The 12,515-nt window shown below is 68.1% G+C and carries 15 protein-coding genes and 1 pseudogene; 11 read left to right on the top strand and 5 right to left on the bottom strand.

The features are described from left to right. Positions 1-3: 3 nt before the first annotated feature. Complete coding sequence (tsaA, locus tag HARCEL1_RS00445) at positions 4-1,122, top strand: tRNA (N6-threonylcarbamoyladenosine(37)-N6)-methyltransferase TrmO (protein WP_108380662.1); 1,119 nt, start codon at positions 4-6, stop codon at positions 1,120-1,122. 38 nt (positions 1,123-1,160) lie between these two features. On the opposite strand, the gene HARCEL1_RS00440 is transcribed toward tsaA, so the two are convergent. Then, positions 1,161-1,547: a helix-turn-helix domain-containing protein gene (locus HARCEL1_RS00440; protein WP_159076946.1), complete on the bottom strand. Its 387-nt coding sequence runs from the start codon at positions 1,545-1,547 to the stop codon at positions 1,161-1,163. 95 nt (positions 1,548-1,642) lie between these two features. Between HARCEL1_RS00440 and HARCEL1_RS00435 the strand changes: the two genes are divergently transcribed. The 10 genes and pseudogenes from HARCEL1_RS00435 to HARCEL1_RS00395 all read left to right on the top strand — a co-directional run bounded on the left by HARCEL1_RS00435 (position 1,643) and on the right by HARCEL1_RS00395 (position 9,867). Continuing rightward, entirely contained in the window at positions 1,643-1,957 is a 315-nt protein-coding gene (locus HARCEL1_RS00435) for an ArsR/SmtB family transcription factor (protein WP_108380660.1), read from the top strand. A gap of 162 nt (positions 1,958-2,119) precedes the next feature. Further along, positions 2,120-2,881, top strand: a complete 762-nt coding sequence (locus HARCEL1_RS00430) for a hypothetical protein (protein WP_108380659.1) — start codon at positions 2,120-2,122, stop codon at positions 2,879-2,881. A 59-nt stretch (positions 2,882-2,940) separates the two neighbouring features. Further along, a complete protein-coding gene (locus tag HARCEL1_RS00425) occupies positions 2,941-3,762 on the top strand; it encodes a damage-control phosphatase ARMT1 family protein (protein WP_108380658.1) in 822 nt (273 codons plus the stop codon). Positions 3,763-3,802: 40 nt separating this feature from the next. Then, complete coding sequence (locus tag HARCEL1_RS00420) at positions 3,803-5,083, top strand: MFS transporter (RefSeq protein WP_159076945.1); 1,281 nt, start codon at positions 3,803-3,805, stop codon at positions 5,081-5,083. 159 nt (positions 5,084-5,242) lie between these two features. Further along, positions 5,243-6,517 (top strand): NAD(P)/FAD-dependent oxidoreductase, encoded by a 1,275-nt coding sequence (locus HARCEL1_RS00415; RefSeq protein ID WP_108380656.1) that lies wholly within the window; start codon positions 5,243-5,245, stop codon positions 6,515-6,517. A gap of 108 nt (positions 6,518-6,625) precedes the next feature. Further along, positions 6,626-6,961 (top strand): carboxymuconolactone decarboxylase family protein, encoded by a 336-nt coding sequence (locus tag HARCEL1_RS00410; protein ID WP_108380655.1) that lies wholly within the window; start codon positions 6,626-6,628, stop codon positions 6,959-6,961. Positions 6,962-6,985: 24 nt separating this feature from the next. Further along, positions 6,986-7,198 (top strand): annotated as a pseudogene (locus HARCEL1_RS13665) (biotin/lipoyl-containing protein); the annotation flags it as partial. A 204-nt stretch (positions 7,199-7,402) separates the two neighbouring features. After that, positions 7,403-8,830 (top strand): dihydrolipoyl dehydrogenase, encoded by a 1,428-nt coding sequence (gene lpdA, locus HARCEL1_RS00405; RefSeq protein WP_394337433.1) that lies wholly within the window; start codon positions 7,403-7,405, stop codon positions 8,828-8,830. A 22-nt stretch (positions 8,831-8,852) separates the two neighbouring features. After that, complete coding sequence (locus HARCEL1_RS00400) at positions 8,853-9,125, top strand: hypothetical protein (RefSeq protein WP_108380653.1); 273 nt, start codon at positions 8,853-8,855, stop codon at positions 9,123-9,125. Then, the gene (locus tag HARCEL1_RS00395; RefSeq protein WP_108380652.1) at positions 9,118-9,867 is read left to right on the top strand and encodes a lipoate--protein ligase family protein; all 750 of its coding nucleotides are present in this window, start codon (positions 9,118-9,120) and stop codon (positions 9,865-9,867) included. Before HARCEL1_RS00400 ends, HARCEL1_RS00395 begins: the two co-directional genes overlap by 8 nt. Before the next feature lie 4 nt (positions 9,868-9,871). Here the strand turns inward: HARCEL1_RS00395 and HARCEL1_RS00390 are convergent, their stop codons facing one another. From HARCEL1_RS00390 to HARCEL1_RS00375, 4 genes are read right to left on the bottom strand one after another with little or no spacing between them, the layout of a single operon-like run. Next, the gene (locus HARCEL1_RS00390; protein ID WP_108380651.1) at positions 9,872-10,735 is read right to left on the bottom strand and encodes an energy-coupling factor ABC transporter ATP-binding protein; all 864 of its coding nucleotides are present in this window, start codon (positions 10,733-10,735) and stop codon (positions 9,872-9,874) included. After that, positions 10,732-11,538 carry a cobalt ECF transporter T component CbiQ gene (gene cbiQ, locus HARCEL1_RS00385; protein WP_108380650.1) on the bottom strand — a complete coding sequence of 269 codons (807 nt, stop codon included), beginning with the start codon at positions 11,536-11,538 and terminating at the stop codon, positions 10,732-10,734. Before cbiQ ends, HARCEL1_RS00390 begins: the two co-directional genes overlap by 4 nt. Then, positions 11,538-11,837, bottom strand: coding sequence for a cobalamin transport operon protein (locus tag HARCEL1_RS00380; RefSeq protein WP_108380649.1), 300 nt, complete (start codon positions 11,835-11,837; stop codon positions 11,538-11,540). The genes cbiQ and HARCEL1_RS00380 overlap by 1 nt, the downstream gene beginning before the upstream one ends. Then, positions 11,837-12,505 carry an energy-coupling factor ABC transporter permease gene (locus HARCEL1_RS00375; RefSeq protein ID WP_108380648.1) on the bottom strand — a complete coding sequence of 223 codons (669 nt, stop codon included), beginning with the start codon at positions 12,503-12,505 and terminating at the stop codon, positions 11,837-11,839. Before HARCEL1_RS00375 ends, HARCEL1_RS00380 begins: the two co-directional genes overlap by 1 nt. Between the last annotated feature and the right edge of the window lie 10 nt (positions 12,506-12,515).

Here is a 12,515-nt window from a genome sequence, read left to right as displayed (position 1 = left end):
CTCATGTTCGAGGCGATTACACAGATCGGGACCGTGCACAGTGCGTTCGACGAGCCAAGCGATCCCGAGACGATGCGTGAGCGGGAGAGTACGATCGTGATCGACGAGGCCTACAGCGACGGGCTGTATCGGATCGAGGACAGCGATCACCTCGTGGTCGTGTTCTACATCCACGAGGCCGACGCGCCCACGCTTCGGGGGCCACGGCGCTACGGCGTCGAACGCGGCACGTTCGCGTCGCGGAGTCCGCACCGCCCGAGTCCGATCGGGACGACGACCGTCGAGTTGCTGGAGCGCGACGGCCGTGAACTGCTCGTTCGCGGCCTGGACGCCATCGACGGGACGCCCGTGCTGGATCTCAAGCCCTACGCGCCGAGTCTCGACCGGCCAACGCGCGAGACCGACCGGCGCGCAGACCCGCGCGGGCACGTCGAGCGCGCGATCGCCGACCGTGATCGCGAGGCCGTCCTCCTGGAGGCGGGCGGGATCCACGGCCACTACTGCCCGTATCTCGCGCTCGGGGTGATGGCGGGCGTCCACGCCATGCGCGAACTCGGCGCGACCAGCGACGGGTTCGAGGACCTGATCGCCGTCACGGAGACGAACAGCTGTTTCGCCGACGGGGTGCAGGTCGCGACCGGCTGTACGGTCGGGAACAACGCCCTGGTCTATCGCGACCTCGGGAAGACCGCGATGACGCTCGTCAGGCGGTCGGCCCCCGACGCGGGCGTGCGCGTTCACGTCAAAGAACGCGAGGCGATCGTCGAGCGCGACTATCCGGAGGCCAACGCGCTGTTCGAGCGCGTGATCGCGGACGGCGAGGGCACCGACGCCGACCGCGAGCGACTCGCCGAGCGCTGGGCCGAGGTCGCGTTCGACCTGCTCGACCGGCCGATCGGCGAGTTGTGTGACATCCAGACGGGCGTCGCGGTCGATCTGCCCGATCCCGCCCCGATCTACGAGGATGCGATCTGTGCAGCCTGTGGCGAGTCGGTGATGGCGCCGAAGACCGTCGAACGCGACGCCGAGCGCTTCTGTCGGGCCTGTGCCGGCGCGGAGTATCACCAACTCGACGGGCGTGGCTGTTCGTGGATCGAGTCGGATCGAGTCGGATCGAGTTAGATCGAGTTAGATCGAGACTCAGACCGATCGATCGGGCGTCAAGCCGATCGATCGGTGCTCTCGCCCGCGAACGCGGGCCGGCACGCGTCGATGGTCTCCCGGCACTCCTCGTAGGTCTCCTCGACGCGGTCGGCCATCCGATCGGCGACCTCATCGGGTGGCGTCGCGACGTAGGCCGACCGGCCCGTGCCCTCGAAATCGGCGGTCGCACGCTGGACCAGACCGCACTCGTCGAGCGCGGACAGGTGCCGGTAGGCCGAGGTCTCGGCGCAGTCGATGGCCGCCGCGAGACGCGGGGCCGTCACCGGGCGGTCGGCGTCTACGATCGCTGCGTAGCTCCGCCGTTCGGTCTGCGTGAGATCGAACACCGCCTCCAGGGCGCGTTCGGGCGTCGTCTCGGAGCGGATCTGTTCGGTGAGGCTCACGGTCGAGGCGATCTAGTGGGCCGTTCGCCATATATCTGGTTATCCGAATATGCACGTTTCCGAACGCACTTGCAGGTGCCCCCCTAACGAGTCGTATGGGCCGGGACGTCTACGACCGCCAGGCCGAGTTCTGCAGTGTGTTCTCGAATCCCAAGCGCCTCCGGATTCTCGACGTGCTGACCGACGGCAAGGAGCACGCCGTCTCGGAGATCCAGGCCGCGACCGACATCCCACAGTCGAGCGTCTCGCGACACCTCGGCATGATGCGCGAGCGTGGCGTCGTCGAACGCCGCTCCGAAGGCGTCTACAACCGGTATCGACTGGCCGATCCGCGTATCGCCGAGGGGATGGCGACGATCAGGACCGTCCTGCGCGACCGCCAGGACCTCGACGCCCCGGTGGGTGACTGACCGGCTGTTGTCGATCCCCACAAGACTGCTTGGCCGACGCGGCCATCGAACCCGCACCCGATTCGGATAGAGTCGCCTGAAAGGCGCCTATTCAGAGTTTTTCGGCCACAGCGCCGACCGAATCGGTGGAGATTAGTGCATCGGTATTGTATCGTTTAGCCAATGGCACCGACACAGTTCGAACCGGCGCACGCGTGGGTCCGCGAGGTCGCCCCCGACGGCGTACCCGTCGGTGAGACGACGGTCATCGCTGGGGCGGGCGGGTCCGGCAAGCCGCTGATCGGGTTCGCCGTCGTCGAATCCTGGCTCCGGGCCGGCGGGAGCGTCGTCGTGGTGGCGACCAACTCCGGGCCCGAGTTCGTCGTCGAGACGATCGATCGGCTGTACGGACTCGACGTGACCGGGGACGACCAGGTCGCGTTCGTCGACTTCGATCCCGAGATGGACCCGTCGGTCACGGCGATGGAGTCACCCGCCGACGGCCCGATCCGGGCGAACCTGCTCGCCGACGACGTCTGGCGGGCGTCGATCGACCGGGCCGTCGCCAGGGTCGACGGTGACGGACCCGGAACGCTGGTCGTCGCCTCGGCGCTGAACCTGCTGTTGTTCTCGGAGACCTACCGCGAGGAGGCGATCGATACGCTGCTCGACGCGGTCGAACGCGACGACGACCTCACACGGCTGTTCGCAGTCAGCACGTCGGCGTTCGAAGACGAGATCGAGCGCATCGAGGCCGCCGCCGACACGGTGTTGGTCAGCGCGATGGACGACGGCCGACTCAGACTGCGCGGCGAGTCCTCGGCGTCGGTCGACGTCTCGACGGAGTTCGTGGACGTCCCCTTCAGCGCCGATCAGATCGAATCGATCAAGGCCGTCTCGGAGGAGACCCGCCAGACGCTGATCCCGACGCTGAAGGACATGTAAGATCATTCAGTTTGCGGTGATCGTTGCCGTTTTCGCGTTGAAGTCGCTAGACTCGATCGATGGACGCCCACGTGGAGTGTGGACCCTGTGTGCTGCGGCAAGCCCTCGACACCGTCCGCGAGACCGACGCCGACGTGGCGACCGAACGGCGCGCAGTCCGGCGGACCGCGACGGCGATCGGCGAGATGTCGTTCGATCGAACACCGATGACGATCGCCGCGCGGGCCCAAGCGATCGTCCGCGAGGAGACCGGAATCGACGATCCGTTCGGCGACCGGAAGCGACTGGCGACCGAGACCGTCGCGGACATGCGCCCGGCACTCGTCGATCGCCTCGACGGCGCGGCAGACCGGTTCGAGCGCGCGGTTCGCCTGGCGATCGCGGGCAACGTCATCGACGTCGGTCCGGGCCACGAGGTCGACATCGAGGCGACGATCGACGACGTGCTCGACCGATCGTTCGCGATCGATCGGCTGGACGCGCTCCGGGCCGATCTCGCCGACGCCGACGATGTCCTCTACCTGCTGGACAATGCGGGCGAGGTCGTCCTCGATCGACTCCTGATCGAATCGATCGACGCGGACGTGACTGCCGTCGCGAAGGCCGACCCGTTTTTGAACGACGTCACCGCCGCGGACGCGTTTGCGGCCGGGATCGACGAGGTGGCCACCGTCGAGACGCGCGGCACGGACGGCGTGGGGACGATCACCGACGGGTTCGCTGACCGCCTGCGGGCGGCCGACGTCGTGATCAGCAAGGGCCAGGGCAACTACGAGTTGTTCAGCGATTGCGACGCATCGATCTACTTCCTGCTGTTGGTGAAATGCGGCGTCGTCGCCGACGACATCGGCGCGCCCGAGGGGAGCGTGGTCGTCGCGTGACGGCCGCCCGATCGACCGCCGGTCGCGGGGTGGGCAGGCCGTGACCCGGGACGATTCCGGGCGAGGCCTGCTGCTCGCGAGCGTCGCCATCGGCTGGTTTTTCGCGCTCGGACTTCGATTCGTCCTGCCGGGCATCCTCCCGACGATCAGGGAATCCTTCCCGCACGCGACCGAAACCCAGGCCGGCATCGCCATCACGATGCTGTGGGCGACCTACGGCCTGACGCAGTTCCCCGCCGGGATCGCGGCCGACCGGGTGGGCGAAGCGCGCGTGCTCGTCGCGAGTCTCGTGCTCGCCGCGGCCAGTCTGCTCGCGTTTACGTTCACCCCGGTGTTCTCGCTGTTCGTCGTCGTGACCGGCCTGTTCGGCGCGGCGACCGGGCTCTACGGGCCGCCCCGCGGAACCCTGCTGGCACGGGTCTTCTCCGACCGGGCCGACCGCGCGATCGGACTCACGCTCGCCGCCGGGAGCCTCGGGGCCGCCGCCCTCCCCGCGATCGCGGCACTCGTCGTCGACGGCCTGGGCTGGCGCGTGACGCTCGGCCTCGCTGCCCCCGGGTTCGCGATCGCCGCGGTCGCCGTTCACATCGCCGCACGCCGGACCGACGACGGCCGCGAGACCGCCACGCCCAGACCGGACGGCGGCGACCCGGAGTCGACGCCGACCGAGGGGGGTGGCGAACCGTCGCCCTCGATCCCGGCGGCGATCCGCGCGGCGGCCGGATCGGTCCGGAACCGCAGAGCGGGTCTGGCGATCGTCGCGGCGATCGTGATGTACTTCGGCTTTCAGGGGATCACCGCGCTCGTGACGATCTATCTGGTCGACGAGCGCGCACTGTTCACCCAGGGCGAGGCGGGCGTCCTCTTTGGCGGCCTGTTCGTCGTCGGCGCGCTCTCGCAGTGGCTGGCCGGGTGGATCGCCACGGACCGGCGGTCCGCACGCGTCCTCGCCGGGATCGCCGCGGTCAGCGTTTTTCCCTTGATCGGACTGGTCGTCTTCGATCACCGCCTGCTGATCGGGGCGAGCGTCCTCCTGATCGGAATCCGGATGGGCTTCGCCCCGGTGTCGAACGCCTTCATCATCGACTGTCTGCCCGCCGAGATCGAAGGCACGGCCTGGGGCGGGGTTCGCTCCGCGCTGTTCGTCGTGAGTTCGCTCGCCTCCACGATGGTCGGGATCCTCGCGGACATCGGCCGATTCGACGGCGGAATATTGGTGCTCGCCGCGCTCACCGGGTTCGCCGCCGTGCTCTATCTGGCGCTGCCCTCGTGTGAGGCCCGTCGACTGCTCGGCGGGTCGACCGACGAATCGTCCGGGTGAGTTCCCCGACCAGTCGTGGATGACTGTTCGCCATATATCATCAACGTCGATCAGTAGTGATCGTTCATATAAGATGAATTACACAACTATAAGTGTGTGTAGTCCCCAATACTGCACAGAACGGACACGATCGCTCGGCGTCGTGTCCGGTTCGCTCCCATGACTCAGGACACACTTCCATCGACTCAGGACCGGTACGTGATCGTCGGTGACGGCATCGCCGGCAGTTCGGCGGCCGAAACTCTCGCCGCGGAGACCGACGCCCAGATTACGGTGCTCACCGCCGAATCCGAACCGCTGTACAATCGTGTGATGATCAAGGAGTTCGCGAAAGGGACTCTCCCCGAGAGCGCCGTCCAGATCCACGATCGAGACTGGTACGAGGATCGAGGGATCGACCTGCGACTCTCGACGCGCGTGGTGGACCTCGACACCAGGGCGGGCGTGGTCCAGACCGACGACGGCGAGCAGATCGCCTCCGACGAACTGGTGATCGCGACCGGTGGGTCGCCCCGCCGCCTGCCGGTCCCGAACGCCGACGCCGACGGAGTGACCTCGTTTTGGACGATCGAGGACGCGGCGCGGATCCGCGAGCAGGCGGCGAGCGCCGACAGCGGCGTGATCGTCGGTGGGGGCCTGCTCGGGATCGACTACGCCGCGATCGCGAGCACCCAGGACGTCGACGCCCACTATCTCATCCGGGAGGACCGCTGGTTCTCGCGGGCGATGTCCGAGACCGGGGCCGCGATCGTCCACGACGCGCTCCGCGAGCGTGGTGTCACGCCCGTCTTCGAGACCGAAGTCGAGCGCTTCGAGACCGACGGCACGGGACAGGTCAGCGCGACGGTCGACGACGACGGCCAGATCTACGACAGCGACTGCGTGGGCGTCGCGATCGGGACCGAACCGAACGTGGACTTTCTCGCGGAGACGCCGATCGCCGCCGAGGGCGGCGTCCGCGTCGACGAATTCCTCCGCACCGACGTGCCAGGTGTCTGGGCGGCGGGCGACGTCGCACGCTATCACGACCGCCGCCTCGATCGCCGCGTGCAGAACGGCTCCTGGGGGTCGGCGGCCGCACAGGGCGACCTCGTCGCGCAGAACCTCCTCGCCGGCCGGGGCGACCGCGAGGCCTTCGCGTTCGTCCCCTCCTATACCGTCACGCACTTCGAGTTCCCGATGGCCTCCTTCGGGCACCCGGCCCTCGGGGAGACCTATCGGGAGCGTCAGTACGACGACCGAGAGTGGCGCCGCCTCGCCTTCCGCGACGGGAAACTCGTCGGCGGCGTCCTGATCGGTGACCTGGCTCCGATGGGGACCCTCAGCGACGTCGTCGCCAGCGGGCAACGCGTCCAGCGCCAGTCGCCAGACTTGCTCGCCCGGGACGTCGAACTGCCGGGAGAGCACACGCCCGTGCCGGCCGCGTCTGACTGAGTGGAACCGCCGAACTGGACTGAGGGCGTCCAGCGCACCATTTTCCAGAGTATTTCACGTAAATCCCACATCAGCACATTTATGCACGAATAGTGCAAGTCTCACACGATGTCGACCGACAGCGAACTCACCGCGATGAAGCAGAGTCTCCAGCAACTCGTCGGAGAGGCCGACACCATGAAACGGTACGCGGGCTTCGTCGAGGGCGTCGAGAGTGACGGGGCGCTCGATACGAAGACGACGGAACTCATGGCCCTCGCGATCGGGGCGGCAACGCCGTGCGATGGCTGTGTCCAGTGGCACCTCGACGCCGCGCTCGAAGCGGGGGCGACTCGCGAGGAGATCATCGAGACTCTGGAAGTCGCCACGATGATGGGCGGTGGGCCAGCGATGACCTCCGCCATCGAGGCCTACCAGATGCTCGACGACGCCGGCGACGACTGACGCCAGCAGGACGACAGTATTTCAATGACACTACTGTTCGAGGTCCCAGACCTGGGTGACGGCGCCGAGGAGGGCCGCCTGGTCGAGCGCCGCGCTGCGCCCGGCGAGACGGTCACCGACGGCGAGACGCTCGCCGCAGTCGAGACCGACAAGTCGATCGTCGAGGTGACCGCGCCCGAGGCGATGACCGTCGAGGCCTGGCTCGCAGACGAGGGTGACGAGTGTGCGGTCGGCGACCCGTTGGTTCGATACGAGACCAGCGAGGTCGACCAGTCCGATGCGGCCGACGGTGCCATGCGCGAGACGCGCGCCGGGGCGGACGAGACGCCCGGCGAAGCGGACGAGACGACGGCGGAGGAGGGGACGACGGCGGACGACGCGGATGACGCGTCCGCCACTGCGGACAGCCCCGAGCGGAGAGTCCGACCCGTCGGCGGGGACGTGGCGGGGAACGTCCCAGAACCAGGTTCCGTCGACGGCATTCCCGAGCGGACGGACGTGCTCGTGATCGGCGGCGGCCCCGGCGGCTACGTCGCGGCGATCCGCGCGGGCCAACTGGGACTCGACGTGACGCTCGTCGAAGCCGACGCGATCGGCGGCACCTGTCTGAACCACGGTTGTATTCCTTCGAAGGCACTCATTCACGGCGCGGACATCGCCCACGAGGCCGCAACCGCCGAGGCCCTCGGTATCAGCGCCGACCCGAGTGTGGACGTCGGACAGCTGACCGACTGGAAAGACGGCGTGGTCGAGCAGTTGACCGGCGGCGTCGAACAGCTGTGCCGGGCGGCCGGCGTCACGGTCGTCGAGGGCATGGCGGCGTTCGTCAACACCCGCCGCGCACGAGTCCAGACCGACACAGGCGAGACGGCCATCGACTTCGAGAACGCGATCGTCGCGACCGGATCCCGACCGATCGAGATTCCCGACTTCGGGTTCGACAGCGATCACGTCCTCGACTCTCGGGACGCACTCGCACTCGACGAGCGGCCCGATTCGCTGGTCGTCATCGGCGCGGGCTACATCGGAATGGAGCTGTCGACGGTCTACCAGAAGCTCGGGACCGACGTGACGGTCGTCGAGTTGTTCGACGATGTCCTCGACGGCTACGAGGACGATATCTCGCGGATCGTTCGCGAGCGCGCGGAATCGCTCGGGATCGACTTCCGGTTCGGTGAGACGGCCACCGACTGGGCGGCGACCGCGGACGGCGTCCTCGTCCACACCGACGGCGACCACGAGTCGATCACGGCCGAGAAGGTGTTCGTCGTCGCCGGGCGTGAACCGGTCACCGACACCGCGAATCTCGACGCGGCCGGGATCGAACTCGACGCGGACGGGTTCGTCGAGACCGACGCCCAGGGCCGGACGACCTGCGAGCAGATCTTCGCGATCGGTGACGTCGCCGGCGAGCCGATGTTGGCGCACAACGCCAGTCGCGAGGGCGAGGTCGCCGCCGCCGCGATCGCCGGCGAGCCGGCCGTGCTGGATCACGAGGCGATGCCGGCGGTCGTGTTCACCGACCCCGAGGTCGCGACCGTCGGACTGACCGAACAGGACGCCCGCGAGGCGGGCTACGATCCGGTCGTCGGGCAGATGCCACTCTCGGGCAACGGCCGTGCGCTCACGCTGGGCGATACGTCCGGGTTCGTCAGAATCGTCGCCGACCGTCGGACCGAACTCGTCGTCGGTGCACAGATCGTCGCCCCCGAGGCCTCGGAGTTGATCGCAGAACTCGCGCTCGCGATCGAGATGGACGCCCGCCTGGCCGACCTCGCGGAGACCGTCCACACGCATCCGACGCTCTCGGAGGCGGTCATGGAGGCCGCCGCGAACGCCCGCGGCGAGGCGATCCACACCGCGAACTGACGCTCACCGCTTCGGTCTACCAATGTCACCACGCGCTTCACGAAAGATCCCAGACGGCAAACTCGTTCGCGTCGACCTCGACGTGAGCGACCGCATCGATCGGGCGACCATCACCGGCGACTTCTTCGTCGAACCGCCCAGCGCCCGCGCCGCCTTCGAGACCGCGATCGAGGGCCACCCGCGCACGGTCGATCGTGACCGCCTCCTCGACGCGCTCGCCGCGGTCGAGGCGACGCCGATCGGCTTCTCGATCGACGACCTCGCGGACGTGACACGGGAGGCGCTCGATGGCTGAGTGGACGATCGTCGATTCGGGGACGTACGACGAGGCAACCCAGCAGGCTCTCGAACGCGTCCTGCTCGATCGGGTCGCAGACGGCGCGATCGGGCCGACGCTGCGGATCTGGTATCGCGATCGGCCCGCGGTCGCGCTCGGACGATACCAGGCGTACGCCGACGAGGTTGCCGCCGACTACGTCGCCAGCGAGGGGATCAGCGTCGTCCGGCGAATCACCGGCGGTGGCGCGATGTTCGTCCAGCCAGAGCGGGTGATCACCTACTCGCTGTACCTGCCCGCCGACCGGGTGACCGACGACATCAGACAGAGCTATAGCGACCTCGATCGGTGGGCGATCGAGACGCTCCAGGAGTTGGGCCTCGACGCGTTTCACGAGCCGTTGAACGACATTGCTCACGAGGAAGGCAAGATCGGCGGGTCGGCTCAGCGCCGCACCGACGACGCGATCTTGCATCACACGACGATGAGTTACGCCCTCGATATCGAGGCGATGCTGCGGGTCCTCCGGGTCGGTGCAGAGACCGTCTCCGAGACGGCGATCGAGTCGGCCGACCGCCGGGTCGCACGGATCACCGATCACACTGAGGTGTCGCGATCGGCCGTCATCGACGCACTGATCGACGGGATTCGCGAGCGACACGGCGCGACCGAGCGCAAGCTTACCGACGACGAACTCAAGCGCGCCCAAGCGCTCGTCGACGAGCAGTTCGGCACCGACGCGTGGACCCGGCAGCTCTGATCGGTCAGTCGTCTGATGCGGCAATGTTCCGGGGAGAGCCAGCGACGCCATCGAGCCGATCGACGAGGTCGCGCTCGGTGACCGGCGGGCGCTCGCTCGCGTCGAGGCCCAGTTCGCGAGCGATCCGGACCGCTGACGGAGGTGTGAGATTCGCGCGATCGAGCAGGGCCGCGTCGTAGAACACCTCCCGAGGCGTCCCGCCACCGATCGCGTTGCCGTCGTCCATCACACAGACCCGGTCCGCGAGGTCCGCAGCCACGTCGAGGTCGTGCGTCGAGAGCACAACGCTAATGCCCGACGCGCGGATCTCCCGCAAACGGTCGGCGACCATCGCCGATCGTGCAGGGTCGAGTCCAGCGAACGGTTCGTCCAGCACGATCACGCTCGGGTCGAGAACGAGGACGCCAGCCAGGCCGACCAGTCGTTTCTCGCCGCCGCTGAGATAGTGCGGAACGCGGTCTTCGAGGTGTTTGGCCCCGACAGAATCGAGCGCATCGCGTGCGCGCGCTCTGGCCGCCGCGCCGGTCACGCCGCGGTTGGTCAGCCCGAAGCTCACGTCGTCGATGACGGTCGGCGCGACCAGTTGGGTGTCGGGGTCCTGAAAGACGAAGCCGACCTCCGAGCGGGCGTATTCGCGATTGTCGGCCGTAATCGCGGTGCCCCGCACGACGAGTTCGCCATCGTCGGGGACGAGTGTCGCGTTCAGGTGTTCGAGACAGGTGGATTTCCCCGAGCCATTGGGCCCGACGACGGCGACGATCTCGTCGGGAACGACGCCGAACTCGATGTCGTGGACGCCGACGGTCCCGTCGGGGTAGGTGTGTGACTGGCATTCGAGATCGATCAGCGGGTCGGTCGATTCGCTCATAGGAACGCACCCGTGGCGACTGCGTAGCCACCCACGAGCAGGTAGGTCGCGGCGACGACGACGAGTTCGGCGAGCGGCGGGCGAGGGATCTCGCTGGTCATCGCGATCGACCCGTCGTAGCCCCGGGCCTCCATCGCGGCGACCAGTCGCTCCGAGCGCTCGATCGCCGTGATCATCGTCATCCCGAGCATCCGGGCGTACACCCGCCGGTTCGACCAGAACGCCGACAGCGTCGCCCCGCGCGATCGGGCCGCATCGACCAGATCTTCGAGCGTTTCGAGCATGACGAACGTGAACCGATAGGTCAGGAGTGCGACCTGATCGACCGGCCGCGGCAGGAGTCGGTCGACGACCGTCGCGACGTCGGCGTAGGGCGTCGTCATCGTCGTCGCGAGGACGAACGTAACGACCGCCATCGACCGCGCAGCGAGTTCGACGACGAGTCGTGCGCCCTCGATGGTGACCGACAGGCCGCCCAGCGGCGTCGCGAGTACTGGCCCGATCGGCGTGCCTGGCTCCATCACGAGCAGCGGCCCACCGATCGAGACGACGAACAGCACGGGCAGGCTATACCACCCGAGCAGTCGTCGAACGGGCAACCCTGCCGTGAGATACGCGACGAACACGGCGGCGTACAGCCCCACCAGCAGGGCGACGCCGTCGATGATCGTCACCGCGAGGACGAGCGCACCGAGGATCGCGACTTTCGTCCAGGGGTTCACGCGGTGGAGCAGGCCGTCGCCGTGTTCGGCCATCGCCGTCATCAGTCGCGGGTCGGGGACGTGACTCGACAGGGCCGCCATCAGCGACCCCTCTCGGCCAGTCGGTCGGCGTAGCGGTACAGCACGACCCCGGCGGCCGTCAGCACGCCGAGGACGGAGACGAACTCTACGACACTCGACTGGATCGGGCCTGCGAGGATGACGCCCCGTCCGAGATCGACCAGCGATCCGCCACCTGACTCGACGCCGCGCTGAATCGAGGTCGCGAATCGCTTGCCGTAGGGCACCGCGCCACCGGTCGCGACGAAGCCAGCGTAGCCCAATCCCGCGAAGACCGCGAGCAGGGCCGAGAGCACGCCGTACTGTCGCGTGCGATCCATCAGGCACGCACCTCCGCCAGCCGATCGACCCCCACGTCGATCAGGTCGGGCCGGATCGACGCGATGAATCGGACGATTAGCCCCGTGAGCAGGCCCTCGACGACCGCGACGCCGAGATTCAGCGCGACCATCCCCGCGACGGCGATCGTCAGATCAGAGCGCCCGAGTGCGCTCCCGTTGACGCCGCTCACGACGACGATCACGCCCATGAGCACGGCCCCCGCCGCGAGACCGAGTGTGGCGGCGGCGGTCCCCGCCGGGAATGGATCCCAGTCGGCCCCGCGTAGCAGGCAGAACCCGTAGAATGCGCCGACCGCTTCGGTGGCGTTGACGAGCGTGTTCGCGCCGAGTAGTCCGATCGCGCCGTGGCCGAGCGCCGCCGAGAAGACGTTGACGACGAGCGCGACGATCGGGCCGAGCAGCGGGCCCGCGAGGATCCCGACCAGCGCGGTGAAGTTCAGGTGGATCCCGCCCCAGATCGGGATGTTCAGCTGAAAGACCGCGAAACTCGCTGCGGCGGCGATGCCCGCGAGTGCGATCCGTCGCGAATCGATTCCACTGCGCCGAATCCGGTAGACGACGACCGCGATCAACCCGCCGCCGACCAGCGACCAGACCACGAGGGCCCACAGCGGAAAGGCCCCCTCGCCGAGGTGTATGTGTGCCATCCGTGTTTAG

The organism is Halococcoides cellulosivorans (genome assembly GCF_003058365.1).
Taxonomy (GTDB): Archaea; Halobacteriota; Halobacteria; order Halobacteriales; family Haloarculaceae; genus Halococcoides; species Halococcoides cellulosivorans.
This window is presented reverse-complemented; position numbering and strand designations above follow the sequence as displayed.